At 29.1% G+C, this 16,456-nt stretch carries 17 protein-coding genes and 3 tRNA genes; 1 reads left to right on the top strand and 19 read right to left on the bottom strand.

The features are described from left to right. Positions 1–11 precede the first annotated feature (11 nt). Positions 12–88, top strand: a tRNA-His gene (locus NMG68_RS01490). Positions 89–274: 186 nt separating this feature from the next. Here NMG68_RS01490 and rpsU read toward each other — a convergent pair. From rpsU to NMG68_RS01395, 19 genes are all read right to left on the bottom strand, one after another. After that, entirely contained in the window at positions 275–457 is a 183-nt protein-coding gene (gene rpsU / locus NMG68_RS01485; RefSeq protein WP_255034931.1) for a 30S ribosomal protein S21, read from the bottom strand. Between the two features lie 47 nt (positions 458–504). Then, positions 505–1,656, bottom strand: a complete 1,152-nt coding sequence (locus tag NMG68_RS01480) for a DUF5454 family protein (RefSeq protein WP_255034930.1) — start codon at positions 1,654–1,656, stop codon at positions 505–507. A 51-nt stretch (positions 1,657–1,707) separates the two neighbouring features. Continuing rightward, positions 1,708–3,477: an amino acid permease gene (locus NMG68_RS01475; protein WP_255034929.1), complete on the bottom strand. Its 1,770-nt coding sequence runs from the start codon at positions 3,475–3,477 to the stop codon at positions 1,708–1,710. A 343-nt stretch (positions 3,478–3,820) separates the two neighbouring features. Continuing rightward, positions 3,821–5,059, bottom strand: a complete 1,239-nt coding sequence (locus NMG68_RS01470) for a phosphoglycerate kinase (RefSeq protein ID WP_255034927.1) — start codon at positions 5,057–5,059, stop codon at positions 3,821–3,823. A 33-nt stretch (positions 5,060–5,092) separates the two neighbouring features. Beyond that, positions 5,093–6,094, bottom strand: a complete 1,002-nt coding sequence (gap, locus tag NMG68_RS01465; RefSeq protein WP_255034926.1) for a type I glyceraldehyde-3-phosphate dehydrogenase — start codon at positions 6,092–6,094, stop codon at positions 5,093–5,095. A 116-nt stretch (positions 6,095–6,210) separates the two neighbouring features. Beyond that, on the bottom strand, positions 6,211–7,083 hold the full coding sequence (locus NMG68_RS01460; RefSeq protein WP_255034925.1) for a DegV family protein: 873 nt from the start codon (positions 7,081–7,083) through the stop codon (positions 6,211–6,213). 119 nt (positions 7,084–7,202) lie between these two features. After that, positions 7,203–7,278: transfer RNA gene (locus NMG68_RS01455), tRNA-Ala, on the bottom strand. Positions 7,279–7,283: 5 nt separating this feature from the next. Further along, positions 7,284–7,360, bottom strand: a tRNA-Ile gene (locus tag NMG68_RS01450). A 32-nt stretch (positions 7,361–7,392) separates the two neighbouring features. Then, positions 7,393–8,253: a hypothetical protein gene (locus NMG68_RS01445; protein ID WP_255034924.1), complete on the bottom strand. Its 861-nt coding sequence runs from the start codon at positions 8,251–8,253 to the stop codon at positions 7,393–7,395. After that, a complete protein-coding gene (locus NMG68_RS01440; protein ID WP_255034923.1) occupies positions 8,247–9,170 on the bottom strand; it encodes a phosphatidylglycerol lysyltransferase domain-containing protein in 924 nt (307 codons plus the stop codon). Before NMG68_RS01440 ends, NMG68_RS01445 begins: the two co-directional genes overlap by 7 nt. Beyond that, positions 9,170–9,562: a F0F1 ATP synthase subunit epsilon gene (locus NMG68_RS01435; RefSeq protein ID WP_255034922.1), complete on the bottom strand. Its 393-nt coding sequence runs from the start codon at positions 9,560–9,562 to the stop codon at positions 9,170–9,172. The genes NMG68_RS01440 and NMG68_RS01435 overlap by 1 nt, the downstream gene beginning before the upstream one ends. Further along, entirely contained in the window at positions 9,562–10,968 is a 1,407-nt protein-coding gene (atpD, locus tag NMG68_RS01430) for a F0F1 ATP synthase subunit beta (RefSeq protein ID WP_255034921.1), read from the bottom strand. Before atpD ends, NMG68_RS01435 begins: the two co-directional genes overlap by 1 nt. A gap of 3 nt (positions 10,969–10,971) precedes the next feature. Next, positions 10,972–11,847: an ATP synthase F1 subunit gamma gene (atpG, locus tag NMG68_RS01425; RefSeq protein ID WP_255034920.1), complete on the bottom strand. Its 876-nt coding sequence runs from the start codon at positions 11,845–11,847 to the stop codon at positions 10,972–10,974. A 4-nt stretch (positions 11,848–11,851) separates the two neighbouring features. Further along, positions 11,852–13,405 carry a F0F1 ATP synthase subunit alpha gene (atpA, locus tag NMG68_RS01420; protein ID WP_255034919.1) on the bottom strand — a complete coding sequence of 518 codons (1,554 nt, stop codon included), beginning with the start codon at positions 13,403–13,405 and terminating at the stop codon, positions 11,852–11,854. Positions 13,406–13,408: 3 nt separating this feature from the next. Beyond that, positions 13,409–13,954: an ATP synthase F1 subunit delta gene (gene atpH / locus NMG68_RS01415; RefSeq protein ID WP_255034918.1), complete on the bottom strand. Its 546-nt coding sequence runs from the start codon at positions 13,952–13,954 to the stop codon at positions 13,409–13,411. Positions 13,955–13,958: 4 nt separating this feature from the next. Then, positions 13,959–14,555, bottom strand: coding sequence for a F0F1 ATP synthase subunit B (locus NMG68_RS01410; protein ID WP_255034917.1), 597 nt, complete (start codon positions 14,553–14,555; stop codon positions 13,959–13,961). Between the two features lie 2 nt (positions 14,556–14,557). After that, positions 14,558–14,845 (bottom strand): ATP synthase subunit c family protein, encoded by a 288-nt coding sequence (locus NMG68_RS01405; RefSeq protein WP_255034916.1) that lies wholly within the window; start codon positions 14,843–14,845, stop codon positions 14,558–14,560. An 89-nt stretch (positions 14,846–14,934) separates the two neighbouring features. Next, entirely contained in the window at positions 14,935–15,816 is an 882-nt protein-coding gene (locus tag NMG68_RS01400; protein ID WP_255034915.1) for a F0F1 ATP synthase subunit A, read from the bottom strand. Next, positions 15,779–16,288, bottom strand: coding sequence for an MG406 family protein (locus NMG68_RS01395; protein WP_255034914.1), 510 nt, complete (start codon positions 16,286–16,288; stop codon positions 15,779–15,781). Before NMG68_RS01395 ends, NMG68_RS01400 begins: the two co-directional genes overlap by 38 nt. Positions 16,289–16,456 lie beyond the last annotated feature (168 nt).

The following is a 16,456-nucleotide window of genomic DNA, read 5'->3' as shown; positions in this document are numbered from 1 at the left end:
CTGTGTTTATGGCGGTTGTGGCGAAGCGGTTTAACGCACCTGACTGTGAATCAGGCATGCACGGGTTCAAATCCCGTCAATCGCCCCATTAATAACAAATCATCAATATTATTTTATAAAAATAGGGACAAGTCCCTATTTTCTATTTTTTTGTAAAATTACCGCATTTTTAATATTTTTTAACTTTTCTCTTTCAATAAAAATGCTTGTTATTGGTGCAAAATATAAAAAAGTTATAGCGTTTAAGCTATAACTTTTTTATTGTATTTTTGGATTAGTACATTCGGTGTTTTTTTTGTAAACGTTTTCTAGCCGCTTTTTGTTTTTCGCGTCTTCTAATCCCTTTTCTTAGGTGGTATTCGTGTCTTAGAAAAGATCTTTTAGTTTCGCTAGCTACACGTTTAAATTTACGTAAAGCCAATTCAAGATCACCATCTTTTACTTCAACCTTAGGCACAAAATTACCTCCTTTACTAAATTTAACATCTTATATATTATAAGATATTATCTTTTTTTGTGAGAATAAGATTGATTAATATTTTCAATTTCTTTAGTTAAGTTTTGTCTGAATTCCTTAGTTTTTTCGTATTCAATTTCAGATTTCTTGCGAATTCATTCAGCTTTTTTGAATTCAGAATTAATTAAATCAGAAGTTGATTTGATTTCACGAATTTTTTGATCAAGTTTCTTTTGAAAAAAATCATTCATTTCATCTTGATAATTAGCAACTTTTTTATTATGTAATAAATCTAGCTCTTTATCAATATCAGGAATTGATTTTGGTAATGTATTATATTTAACTTCTGGAATACTTTCATGTGGTTTTTGGAATGGTTTTGTAATTAATTCATCATCAGTTTGAGTTTGAACATTTTCATGTTGATATTCTTGTTCATCAACAAAACCACTTACAACTTGACGATAATTTAAATATTCTTGTTTTTTACTAGCTTGTTTTTTTTCGTGTTCTATTAATTTGGTTGCAAAATCATTATGAAAATCAATAACTAATGAAGCTTCGTTGATATTTTCTTCAAACTCGTTCATTTTTTTGGTTGAAAAACGATCAGAACGTTCTTTAATATTTTTGTTTAAATATTCTTTTTTAATTTCTTTAATCTGTTTTAAGATATTATGAACTTCATCGTAATCATAACGATAATCGTGTGGATCACGCTCACCTTTTTTAAAGGGAATATTGAGAATTGATTTCATTCATTCGCGTTTAGTTAATCCTTGTGATTTTGCCTTTTTTCAAGATTTTTTTAACGCTTTTTTTTCGTAACTATTCTCGGGGTTTAAAAAGTTAATTAACAACCTTACTCTTAAACTATCAGCATAAAAAAGTTGATCATAAACATTAAACAGTTCTTTTGATAACTCTTGTTCTGCCTGCTCTTTGTTTTGTTCTTCTTGTTTTTTTTGAGCTATTAATGCCTTGAATTTCTTAAAGTCTTCTTCGCATTCTTTTCCGTAAGCTTTAATAAATCCATGGATATCAAAATGTCCGTAATAAAGTTTGCAGTCCTTGATGTATCTTGATCATTCAAAATCAAAACCATAGAAGTCTTTATAACCTTCTAAGAATGCTTGCCATTTAGAGATATCTTTATATATCGCTTCTTTAGTTAAGTTTTGTTCAATCTTACTGCTCATACTTTTTTTAATTATACTAAACGCTAATTTAGGCTGTATGATATTAACTAATTAAACATTTGGGAAACGTTTTTTTAATATCCCATTAATTCAAGGAATGAAGAAGAATAAGAATAATGAACCAAAATAAATAACTGTAAGCATATAAATAGGAAGACCTTTACCACCGATAGTTGTATCAGCTTCAATAAATCCGCCAAACGCGCTTGTTGTAATTTCTGGATTGTTAATTGCTTGTCTTATCGGATCAATTAAATAAACATAAATTCCTTGGTAAGCAAAAATAACAAATACTAAAATCGAAGCAACTGGAGCAATGAACATAAAGAATTTGCTAATTCTATGTTCTGGTGTTAGTTTAAACAATTCAATATAAGCTTCTTGTTTTTTCTTTAATTCAGTTAATCTAGTTGCTTGTTCGTTTGTCGGGTTAGTAACAGATGATAATTCTTTTATTTCTTTGATTTCTAATTTAGTTAGTTTTTTATCTTTATTTTTTAATGAAACCTTAATTCTTTTAATAAAGATTGAAAATGGTATTAACGCATAGATAATAAAGAAGAATAATGTAGGGAAGTTAGTTATTCCATCAGCCACACGGTCATTTCCAAGTCCAATACTAATAGCAGCTATAATCATACCAAAAATAACAATAACAAAAAGATATGATAAGATTCCAGGAATATGACTTTTTAGACCATAGAATTTATCTTGTTCTGATAGGTTTTGATATTTTTTGTTGTATCAACGTTTTAATAACTTAGATCCAAAAATTAAATCATCTTCAATTAATCCTTGATGGTTAGAAATCGTTACCACCATAAACGCATTAGCAACTCCTAGAATTGATACTAATAAGAAGATATTGAAAATTACTTTAAAAGCAAGTGAAATTTTTTGAGCATCTTGTTCAGATCATTTAAAGACATTTTTAAGTAATGTTTCATTGATTGATAAAACAGCATAACCATTACCTAGAAAAATCATTCCAAGTGTTATTAATAAATAAGCAATAGATACTGTTATTACACCTATTGATAATAATATCTTAGTGTATTTTTGTGGATTTTTCATCTTATCTTGAATTGATGTAAAACTCAAGAATGAATCAAATGAAAATAAAATTGATGGCAAAACAACTAGTATAGTTGAGAATGAATTTACTTGATTGATTTTAGTCGCCATAGAATTCATCACTGTTTTACTAGTGTTAAATAATGACTGATCATATTGCATAGCACCAGCAATAATTCCTACGATCGTAATAATAATGATCGGTAAGAACTTAATGATCATACTAAACGATTGAAATACTTTAGATGCAGTTAATGAAATCGAATTGATCGCCAAAAAGATAATAAAGATTATAAAACCAATTCCGATCGTCATTAGTATTGATGATCGTGGTGACTGATTATTAAAATCAGTTAATAATCCTCATTTACCAGCAGAATCAACCATTGATAAGAATAATTCTCCGGCATACATAAACAACACAACCCCAATAATTCCATTATAAAAGTGTGATTGCGAAATTTTTAAAAAGCGACCTGCTTTCTTACCTAGTGTTAAATCACAATAACCAGAAACACCGAATTTAGAATTCCCAGTTGTGGTTACTTCGATGTAAGATAATGCTAATAATAATGTAATAATAGCACTAATTACTCAAGCTGTTATTACTAAGTAAGGATTGTTATTCGTAGCTTTAAATACACCGATATTTTTAACGAAAATACCGACACCTATCATAGCCCCGATCATCATCGATAGCGAGGCAAATAATCCTATTTTGTTTTTATTTTTTTTAATCTTTATCATTGTTTTTTTGTATTATAATTATTTATTTATCTTCCTTTTATACTTAAGCACTTCTTTATTTTATAAAAAAAATAACAAAATGTTGTTTTTTTCAATAAATTCAAAAATTTGCAAAATAAAAAAAACTCAGTTTTTTACTGAGTTTTTTTGGTGAATCTTATTTTAGAAATATTATTTTAATTATTATTTTAATTATTATTTTAAGACCTGTTTTCGAATTCTTTTTATATATTTTTACTTAAATGTTATTAAGGATAATATATTATATTTAACGCTTTTACTAAAGAATTACCTATTATTTAAACAATTAAAAGTTATCTAGATAAGAATTTTATATACGGATTTATTTTTCTTGAATAGCTTCGATACCTGGTAGAATAGTATCTTCCATAAATGCTAATGAAGCACCACCCCCAGTTGATACGAAACTAAATTTCTCAGCTAAATTAAATTTATTAGCAGCAGCAGCGCTATCACCACCACCAATAACGCTATAACTATCAGATTCAGCAATCGCTTTAGCGATTTCTAATGAACCTCTTTCATAATTAGGGTTTTCAAACACCCCTAAAGGACCGTTTCAGAAGATTGATTTAGCTTTAGCGATGTATTCTTTGAATGTTTTGATTGATTCTTCACCAATATCTAAAGCTTCAAAGTCCTCATCTTCTTGATCTTTAGCGAATACACATTTACCTGCTTTAGCAGTTTTGATATCAGTAATTTCACTAGCTTTAGTTACCATCTGATCAGTAGCTAAAACAATTTTATTTTCTTTATCTTCTTCTAGAATCTTCTTAGCAGTATCTAACATTTCAGGTTCAAATAAAGACTTACCAATATGGAATCCTTTAGCTTTATTAAATGTATTTACCATACCACCACCAATTAAGATATGGTCAGCAGTTTTTAGTAATGATTCAATAACTTTTAATTTATCAGATACTTTAGCGCCACCCAGAATTACTACGAATGGTCTTTTTGGTGAATCTGTTAATTTAGATAATGCTTCAATTTCTTTTTGAACTAAAAAACCAACACAAGATTGACCAATATTTTTAGCAATACCAACGTTTGAAGCATGTGCTCTGTGACAAGTACCAAAAGCGTCATTTACATAAACATCAGCTAAACTAGCTCAGAATCTTCCAAGTTCTTGACTGTTTTTAGATTCTTTTTTAACAACTTCACCAGTGTGGTCAACGTCGTTGTATCTTGTATTTTCTAGAAGTAATACTTCTTTAGGTTGAAGTTTTTTAACAGCTTCAACAACTTCATAACCGAAGTTTTGTTCTAAAAATTTAACATTATCAATCTTAGTTGATAAATTTTCATAAACAGCTTTTAAGCTTTTCTTTTTAGAAGTAATATCATCTAAAGATTTAATACGGCTTAAGTGACTTAATAAAATAATCTTACAATTTTGTTCGATTAAGTATTTGATTGTAGGTAAAGCCTCAATGATTCTTTTTTCATCAGCTACCTTACCATCCTTAATTGGAACGTTAAAATCAACGCGAACTATAACCGTCTTATCTTTTAGATCAATATCCTTTAATGTCTTTTTGTTGTATGTAATCATTGTTTATTGATCTCTTTTAAATTTATTTTTTAATTAAAGTTTAGCGAAGTATTTAGCAACTCTGATTAATTGAGCAACGTATGAAGATTCGTTGTCGTATCAAGAGTAAAGTTTGTATAGTTTTTCACCATTAGCTTCTAATACTGCAGTTAATTTACTATCAAAGATAGAACCGTGAGTTTCATTAACGATATCAGATGAAACTAAAGCATCTTCAGAGTATAAGAATGATTCTGAACTAGCAGCTTTCATAGCAGCATTAATTTCTTCTACTGAAACTTCTTTTTCTAATTTAACAGTTAAATCTACTAATGAACCAGTAATAGTAGGAACTCTTACAGCTATACCATTTAATTTACCAGTAGCTTTAGGAACAACTAAACCGATAGCTTTAGCAGCGCCAGTAGAAGTAGGTACCATGTTAGTAGCAGCAGAACGACCTCTTCTAAAATCAGAGTGAGGAGCATCTTGTAATCTTTGGTCAGCTGTGTAGGCGTGAACAGTAGTCATATAACCAGCTTTAATTCCGAATTTGTCTTCTAAAACTTTAACAACTGGAGCTAAGCAGTTAGTAGTACAACTAGCAGCTGAAATTACAGTATCATCTTTGTTAAGTTCTTCGTGGTTAACATTATAAACAACTGTTTTGATTCCTTTTTCTTTAGCAGGCGCTGATAAAACAACCTTTTTAGCACCGCCTTTTATGTGAGCATTAGCTGTTTCTTGAGTTAAGAAACGACCAGTTGATTCAATAACTAAATCAACTCCGTGATCTTTTCAAGGAATTTGAGCAGGATCTTTTTCGCTGTATACTCTGATTTTGTGACCATTAACAATAATTTCGTTTTCAGTAGCAGTCACTTCTTCACTCATCTTACCATGAGCTGAGTCATATTTTAATAGGTAAGCTAAAGTCTTAGCATCTGTTAAATCGTTAACAGCAACAACTTCAACGCTTGAATCTTTTAAAAGATCTCTACAAGCTAAACGCCCAATGCGTCCAAATCCGTTAATACCAATTTTTAATTTAGACATTTTTGTTCTTCTTTCTTTTTTAATATTTCAATTTAATTTTAATACTAATAATAAAAAGCATCAATAAAAATCGTGAAATTTTCAGACGGGTTTTTGTGCAGATTTATATTAAACTTTTATTTATCAATTAAAAAACTTAATGCAAAAGCATTTATTCCTGTATGAACCCCAATTACTGGAGTAATCATAGCAACATCTAATTCATTAAATTCTAAACTTTTTAATCCTTCTTTAACTAATTTAAGAACTTCTTTTGTTTTCTTATCTTCTTTGAAAGTATGACAAAATCCTAATTTTACGATTTTGTTTTTTGTTAGCTTTAATTTACTAGTCGCTTGTTCGATACATTTTTCGATTGCAGTTTTTATATTAATCGCTTTATCAACTAATTGATTAACCCCTTTATGAAATGATATTATCGGACTAATTTTTAAAATCCCTGCAATCAGCGATTTCATTTTTGAAATCCGACCACCTTTTCTTAATTGGGTTAAGTCATTTACCACGATCATTGTGTATATACGATTTTTTCAGTTTTCGATATATTCTTCAATTTCTTTAATCGATTTATCTTGACTAATTAATTGTTGAACTTCATTAACTAATCATTTTAATGAAATCGCAGTGTCGCAAGTATCAAAGATGCTAATATTTTTAAGATCACTTAATTCAGTTTCAATCACCATTTTTCATTGGCTATAAGTTCCACTTAAACCACTTGAAATCGGTAATACGAAAACATGATCATAATTCGATGCAACTTCTTTTGTTGTTTTTAAGATCGATTCAATTACTGGCATCGATGTTTTGATATCAACATTTTTGTCTTTGCTTAAATAATCATAGATCTCATCTTGTTGAATATCAACACCATCTAAATAAGTATTGGTATTATTGATGGTAATCTGTAAAGGAACTACAAAAACATCTTTCAATTCATTAGTTTTAATCGTCGAGGATGAATCTGTAATAATCGCAATCTTCTTCATATTTTTAGTTTTACATAAAAAACAAATTGTTTTTTTATGCTTCTTATAATTTTACTACTATAAAAGAAAAAACGAGCAGATAAAATAATACTGCTCGTTAAGTAAAATGGTTTTATTAATGGTGGAGACGAAGGGGGTCAAACCCTCGACCTCCTGAGTGCAAGTCAGGTGCTCTATCAATTGAGCTACGTCCCCAAAAATGGTGGAAGTAAATGGACTTGAACCATCGACCTCACCCTTATCAGGGGTGTGCTCTAACCAGCTGAGCTATACTTCCAGTTCTTGATAACCATATGAATTATAACACATTTAATTTAGCTCGTTAAAAAATATTGCATTTATTTTTAATTTCGACTTATTATATTTTCTTGTTAAGTTGATTTGATTAGTTTTAATAAATGCCTGATTATGTTTAAAATCATTAATTTGATAGTCATTTAAACTTAAGGTAAGAATCGTTGGTATTCTTAAGATAAAATCATTAATTGCATTTTTATCTAAATAAAACAATTGATAAACTTCAAAATCCTTACTTAATTGACAATAACTAGTATCATCATAATAAATAACGTCACCAATTAAAAAATTAAATAATAGGTATTTCTTATATTCTTCTAGTGAATAATCGCTGTAATTATCAATTTTGTTCTTAATAAGATATTGTTTTCTAATCTCATAAAGATCAATAATCTTTTCTTGATTGAGATGATAATTAAATAAATCAATCTTATTAAGATAATCATTCTTTTTAAATTGATTTAATAAAGCAAACTTATGTAAGTTATCCAGTGGATCTAGTTCGAAATTTCGATAAATTTTTCAATTAAAACTTTGAATTAAAACTAAATCATATTTTTGCGCTAATTCATTAAGGAATGGTTCAAAACTTAAATTTAAAACACCCTTACCCCTAAAACGTTCATCACTAACAACACCAAAGACAAGTGCTGCTGTTTTAGTTTCATTATTAATAACAAGTTTTTTATCTAAAACAAAACAGCCATACTTGAAATCTTTTTTGATATCTTTTTCCACATAAATCTTGATTTCTTTACCATAATAAGCATTAATTAAATAGTTCCAAGAAAATTCATTTTCTTCTTTAAATGCTCTTAAATAAAAATATTTATATTGTTCGATTAATTTCTTATCTTTAGTTAGTTCTAGCATAGTTTTACAAGATATCTTTTAATAACAAAAGCTGGTTTATATGAATTTTTTGAAAACGAGATCATTGAATCAATTAAATCGTCTTGACGATCTGTATATTGATCATTAAGATGATGAATTTTAAGAGAATTACTTAAAAGATATTGATATGATCCGCGATAGGTTTCATCACAATGTTCGATAATAATTTCACAACGGTTATTAATCGAATAAGAAACGCTAAAACCAATCATTTCATTTAAATGTGATAATGATGTTAGTTTTAGCGTTTTGTTATTTATTAATTCTTTTATCGCGTAAAAGAATGCTTTTTCTGCATCGTAGTTTCTTTGATTATCTTGTTTGGCTAATCAACTTAAATAAAATTTTTCTAGTTCATTAAAATTAACTTGATCATTAGTTTTAATGACACAATTTTTAGCGTAGTTTTTAAGAAAGAAGTTTAGGTGATTACGCTTTTTTTGTAAACTATTACCTGCAAAACTAATTAATTTTTTAGTTTCGTATAGGTAATTTGTTGTTGTTTCAAAAACAACTTCTAATTGGTATTTAGTCTTTAATAATTCAAGTTGTTCACTAGTCAGATCATCAATAAAAATCTGTTGATTTTTATCTAGTTGATTAATTTGTTGTTCAATAAGATTTAAAAAATCAAAAGAGCTGCCAATTTTAGTGATTGGTGAGATAATAATCTTTTGAGTGGGATAAAATTTATCTTTTAAGATCTTTCGCATTAAGTTTTTATCTAGATCAACAGTACCAAAAATGATGATCCCATTATCTTTTTTTTGATAATCAAGATCAAGACCATAAAATGATCAAGAATAATAAGTTAAAGCACTATAGAAATGATTAGTATCAAATTGATTAATTTGATCCTGGAAACTATTAATGTTTGATAGATCTAAACGACGCATTATTTTGCTTCTTTTAGTTTTAGTAGTTCGATATCTAAAGCGTGCTGTAAGCGCATTATTTCTTTAGAATCAGTTGTATTTTTCATCTTATTTTCTAATTCTTTTTTGTTCTCAAGAATTTCATCATAAGATAGTTTATCAGCTACAATAAAATCCAAAGCAAAGATTCTAATTAGATTTTTGTTACTATATAGAGTTGCATCATCAATTACAACCGCTTTTTTTGTTTTATCTAAAAAAGTGATGTAACCAATTGAGTGTTTAATACTAAAGATTGATGGTTCAGTATTTTTCATAAAAGCAGCATAACCATCTGATCCTTTTACAAGGATCATTTCTATATCTTCATCAAATAAAACACCTTTAGGACTTAAAACTTTTAGTTTAACCATTATGATAATGTTTTTGCTTTTTCAATCGCTTCATCAATCGAACCAACATAAAAGAAAGCCTGTTCAGGTAAATCATCATGTTTACCTTCAACAATTTCAGAGAATCCTTTAATTGTTTCACTAATTGGAACGTACTTACCTTTGTTTCCACTGAATTTTTCAGCAACAAAGAATGGTTGTGATAAGAAGTTTCTAATCTTACGAGCTCTTGATACGGTTAGTTTATCTTCTTCAGATAATTCATCAATTCCTAGAATTGCAATGATATCTTGTAATTCTAAGAATTTTTGTAAGATCATCTGAACTTTACGTGCTGTTTGATAATGTTGAATGCCAACAACACTAGGATCAAGTAATCTAGATGTTGATTCAAGTGGATTTACTGCAGGGAAAATTCCTAAAGACGCTATATTTCTATCTAATACAGTTTTAGCATCAAGGTGGGTAAATGTTGTAGAAGGAGCAGGGTCAGTTAAATCATCTGCGGGCACATAGATTGCTTGAACTGATGTAATTGAACCTGATTTAGTTGAAGTAATTCTTTCTTGTAAAGATCCCATTTCTTCAGCTAATGTTGGTTGGTAACCAACAGCTGAAGGCATACGCCCTAATAAAGCAGATACTTCTGAACCAGCTTGAGTAAATCTAAAGATATTATCAATGAATAACAACACATCTTGGTTATTAGCATCTCTGAAATATTCAGCCATTGTTAAACCAGTTAGCGCAACTCTCATTCTAGCACCTGGAGGTTCATTCATTTGACCAAACACTAATGCAGTTTTATCGATAACTCCACCTTCGATCATTTCGTAGTAAAGATCATTACCTTCTCGGGTTCTTTCACCTACCCCAGCAAATACTGATAAACCACCATGGCCAGTAGCAATATTATGGATTAATTCTTGCACTAATACTGTTTTACCAACACCAGCACCTCCGAATAAACCAATCTTACCACCTTTAGCATAAGGGATTAGTAAATCGATTACTTTAATACCAGTTTCGAAAACTTCTAATTCATTAGACTGATCAGCAAAACTTGGAGCTCTGCGATGAATTGGCATTCTTTTTACAGAGCTTTCTAATGGTTTTTTGTTATCAATCGGTTCTCCGATAACATTAAACATTCTACCTAAAACATCAGTACCTACAGGAACTGAGATTGGTTGATTTGTTGATGTTACTTTAACATTTCTTGCTAATCCTTCGGTTGGACCCATCGCGATGCATCTAGCAATGTCATCACCAATTAATTGAGCAACTTCTAAATAAAGTTTTTGTTCAGGTTGATCGATAATCAAGCAATCATAAATATTCGGTAAATCTTCTTGTTTTTCAAAAATAACATCAACAACAGGACCGATTACTTGATAGACTTTACCATAGTTATTTTTTGTACTCATATACTATTTCGCTGCTCCTGCAACAATTTCATTAATTTCTTGCGTAATTTTAGCTTGACGTAGTTGGTTATATAACAACTTATATTTGTTGTAAAGATCATCTGCATTTTTAGCTGCAGTATCCATTGCATTACGCCTGCTAGCATATTCGCAAACTTTTGATTCAATTAAACAACCGTATAAGATAACTTGTAATAATTGTTCTTCTAATGCTGGAATAATCACATCCACACTTGGTTCAAAAGAAATATTTTTAGGGAATTTATCATTAATCGAATCAAGCGTCTTAGCATCAAAAATACTAGGATCTGCTGGCATTAGTTGAATCTTCTTGGCTTGAAAGTTTAAATTATTAATATATGTAGTATAAATGCAATTAATTGATTCGTACTTATTTTTTTCGTTTAATTCTAAAATTTGTTTTCCTAAAATATAAGACCAATCAAAATCAATTTGCTTATCATTAACACTAAAACTTTGAATAATTCGGTTGTCTAAATTTCTTGTTTTTAGATAAGAATTTAATTTGTTGCCAATTAAAATTACTTGATCATTTTTTCCAATTTCATTAGCCAACAATTTACCAATATTTGTATTATATGAACCACATAAACCAAGTTGTGTGCTAATTACAATTCAAAGTTTTTTATCAGATTTAGTTGTTTGTCCGCTTTGATTTTTATTAGCTCTCATCTTATTGTAATTGGTGATAATAGCTCCAATTACTTCATAAAATTCTTGATAAAAATCTTTAGTTTTATAAAGAGTTGTTTTAAAACGATTGAGTTTAACAGTTGATAACATCTTCATTGCTTTAGTTATCTTATGCGTTACTGTTATAGACTCCATTCGTCGTTTTAATTCTTGCATCGAAGCCATAAAGTTACTCCAATTCTTTTATATCACCATACAGTGATCCATCATAATCAACTAGTGTTGAAGTATAATGTTTAACAACATCTTTATAGAATGTTTTTAATTCATTTGTAATTGATTCATCAAACGCTTTTGCTTCATCAAGTTTTTTATAAACTGGATTTTCTTGCATTTTATTTAAAACAAATTCTTTAAATTTTATGATGTGATCTGTAGGAATTCATTTAATAAAATGATTTTTAATTCCGAATAAAAGGATTGCTTCACTTGTTTGATCGATCGGTTTAGATTGTGGTTGTTTAAACATTTCCATAACCCGTTTACCGTGTTCTAAAACAATCTTAGTTTCAGCATCTAGATCAGATGAGAATTGTGAAAAAGTATCTAATTCACGATATTGTGCAAGTTCTAATTTTAAACTACCAGATACTTGTTTTATTGATTTTAATTGCGCTGCTGAACCAACCCGAGATACTGATAATCCAACATGGATTGCTGGTCTTTGACCAGAGTTAAATAACGATGTTGTTGTAAATAATTGACCGTCAGTAATCGAAATTACATTAGTAGGAATATATGCTGAAATATCACCTGCTTGTGTTTCAATAATTGGTAAGGCGGTTATTGATCCAGCTCCTAATTCATCACTTAATTTACCGGCACGTTCAAGTAATCTTGAATGTAAATAAAAAATATCACCAGGATAAGCTTCGCGACCAGGAGGTCTTCTTAATAATAAAGATAACGCTCTATATGCTACTGCATGTTTAGAAAGATCATCATAGACAATTAAAACATCTTTACCTTGACGCATTCATTCTTCAGCAATTGTTACACCAGTGAATGGCGCAATGTATGATAATGCTGCTAATTCACTAGCTGTAGCACTTACGATAGTTGTATAACTCATAGCGCCTGTTTCTTCTAATAAACGATTAATTTGAGCTACAGATGAATTCTTTTGACCGATTGCTACATAAATACAATTAACATTTTTACCTTTTTGATTAATAATTGTATCTAATGCGATTGTTGTTTTACCAGTTTGGCGATCGCCGATTATTAATTCTCTTTGACCTTTACCGATTGGTAACATACTATCAATAGCTAAGATTCCAGTTTCAAGTGGTTGATGAACACTTTTACGTTGCATTACTCCATAAGCTGGACGTTCAATTGGTGAGTAACTTACATTTTTTAATTCACCTTTACCATCAATCGGTAATCCAATTGGATTAATTACTCTTCCAAGTAAACCATCACCTACTGGAGCTTGAATTACTTTACCTGTTCTTTTAACAGATGAACCTTCTTTTAGATCAAAGTAATCAGATAACATTACCACCCCAACTGAGTTAGGTTCTAAATTCAAAGCAATACCATAAGCGCCATTTTCAAACTCAACAAGTTCGTTTAACAAAACATCGTCGAGCCCACTAACTCTTACGATTCCATCACCTATGGTAATAATATAACCCTTCTGATCGCTAACAATCTTGTTTACATATTTCTTAATTTGATCTTTAATTAATAAAGAATATTCATTTAAATTAATCGCCATAATCTAATTTCCTTTAGTTAAGGTTTTTAAACGGTTTTTCAATAACTTCAATTTACCATCAATCGTGTGATCAATTAACAGATCGTTTGATTGAATCCTAATTCCAGCAATCAAGCTTGGATCAACTTGATATAAAATGTTAAGTTCTGAATCAAATTTCTTATGAAGTTTTTCAGCAAGTTGCGCTTTTTCAGAATCACTCATTTCTTGAGCAGATATTACTTTAATAAATAAAGTATGGTTTTCTTCTTCGATCATTCTAAAGAATTTTTTAATAATCGTAAGAATGTTAAAAAATTCATGGTTATCAATAACAACTTTTAAAAAGTTAACTATTGTTTCGTTTAGTTTATCTTTAAAAACAATATCAATGATTTCGTGTTTTTGATTTTTTGATAAAACCTTATTATTTAATAATGACATTAAGTCATTATCTTTCTTAACAAGATTAAATACAATCCTTAAATCGTCATAAAATTGCGAGACTTTGTTTTCTTCATGAGCAAGATCGACTAATGCTCTAGCAAATCCAATTATGTTGGTATCCATAATGTTAATCTAGTTCTTTTAGCAATTCTTGAACTAAACGTTCATGATCTTGTTTGTCTACATTTTTTTTGATTAAGGTTGAAGTAGCTTCTAGAGCTATATCAACGATTCGACCTTCCAGTTCTCGCTTTAGAATTGATTCTTGCTTAATTATTTCAGAATGTGCATTTTCAATAATACGGTTAGCTTTTCTTTTAGCATCGCTTTCAACATCAGCTTTAAGACTATATGCTTGATTAGTCGCTAAATTAATTATTTCTCTTGCTTGAATTTCAGCATTTTGTTTTTCTTTTTTCGCATCATCCAATAAAGCCATTGCTTGTTTTTTTAATTCATTAGCACTATTGATTTCAGCTTGAATCATTTCCGTTCTTTTTGTTAAAAGTCTTTTAGTAGGTTTTCATAAGAAGAAAATACCTAAAAGAATAATTATTATTAATGCGATCGAGTGAGCAATAAATACTCAAAAGTTAGGAAAAAATTGATTAACAATTGTACTTGGTTTTAATTCATCAGGAATTGAACAAGATGAAACAATTGTCGAAATAATTAAGAAGTTGAAACTTAGTAATAAAAGTTTCGTCACTCTTTTAGAATGCATAATTATTTTGCTACGAAAATTAAAATAAAAGCAATAATTAAAGCATAGATCGCACTTGATTCTGAAATCGCCGAACCAACAATTCAGAATAAATTTATTTTAGGCATTAATTCAGGATTTCTTGCTGCAGCCATAGCACATAAACCAGCAGTAACACCTTGACCAGCACCTACCCCGGCAGCTGCTGTCATAGCTAAACCAGCTCCAATGTAACCACCTAATTGATTAGTGAAAGTAGCTTTATCTTCTGCGTGGGTAATTAGGTCGTGAATGATTAAAAAAACGTTCATTGTTATTATTTCCTTGTGTTTATAGTAATGAATTCAATATAATATTTTATAAGTTTTATTTTTATATCCCTTATCTTTAGTAAAGAATATTATTTAACATTAAGTTTTGTTCTTTCTAGTTTCTCAGCTTGTTTTACTTCTTCATTTTTAATTGGTTGAGATCAGTACGTTAGCATTAATGACACAAATACAAATGCTTGTATGATGGCTATCAAAATATCGAAATAGATATGGAAGAATGGCACAATCAATCCACCAGCAATCGTTCCTAAAATTAAACCAACATTAAATGAATCAGTAGATCCTAAGGTAAAGAAGGTTCGAAATACACTATATAATAAAGCAATAAAGATTGAACCAGCTAAGATATTACCTCATAACCGCAATGATATTGATAATAATGGCGATACTCAGCCAATAATATTCAGCGGATTAGGAAACACTGGAATGCTTTTGTTTTTAATTTTTACATTAACAAAAAACTCACTAAAATAGGCTAATTTTTGGTATTTTAAGCCGATAATTACTGATCCTAAAAACGACATTAAACCTAATGAAAATGTTACAGTTGATGATGAAGTCGGTGCTGCAATCCCACCTACTAGCGATACTAAATTACTTACTGTAATATATAAGAATATCACTATAAATAGCGGTGTGATTTTTCGATTTTTTTCACCTAACAACTCAACAGTTAGATTTTCAAATTGCAAGATTAACAACTGCACAACCAATACATATCCTGTAGGTGGTGTTGTTGGATTAAGTTTCTTAATTTTTGAATAATATACAGCGGTTAATATTGCAATCGTAAATAGCACTAAAAAAATGCTTAGAACATGAGCTGTTGGAACAAATGGAGCTCAGTCTATGTTTTGTGATTCAAGAGGTTTAACGTCCAAGAAGTTGATAATACTTTGTGATGTTTGCTCACTAAAAAGCTTCTTGTAAACTATCTCCTGTGGCAACATTTCTATTTAATTCCTTTAGACGATCTTGTTCTTTTATATCTTTATTAATCAATCAATAGTTCACAATAATATGGATAATTACTGATGTAATCGGTCAAATAATTGCTGGAAAAACATTGAAATATTCAGACTCAATTTTCCAACGATTAGTAATACCGATTATGATAATCGGAATTACATACCAAAGAATTCTTGAACAATGTGTTAATAAACCAAACATAAAAAAACCAAAACTAGTTGATTTAACTTGTTGGGTATTTAGCTTACTTACTAATTTATACAGCAAGTTAGGTAAGACTAATGCGATTATTAAACTAATATTAGAAAAGAATATTGTTAATAAAGAACTATAGACTCACGCAATACTAATTATGTTCAATGTCGATAATACAGATATGATTATTAAAGCCAATAATGATATTGCATTAAAAGCGATTAAGTTGTATTTAATAGTTTTTTTATCGACAACCATTTTATATTTAGTTCTTTATTTTATAAAAGAACGCTTAAATTATACGCTTAATAAATTAAAAATTTAAATTTGGTTAATTTATTAGATTAAAAACCATAATAATTTAACGATTTCTTGATAGAATAAAAATTTTCATATATGTTTTTTATTAGTTGCAAAGCAATAAAA

It is taken from the genome of Mycoplasma bradburyae (genome assembly GCF_024338845.1).
Lineage (GTDB): Bacteria > Bacillota_I > Bacilli_A > Mycoplasmatales > Mycoplasmoidaceae > Mycoplasmoides > Mycoplasmoides bradburyae.
The sequence above is the reverse complement of the archived record's forward strand: the minus strand, read 5'-3'. Positions and strand labels throughout refer to the sequence as shown.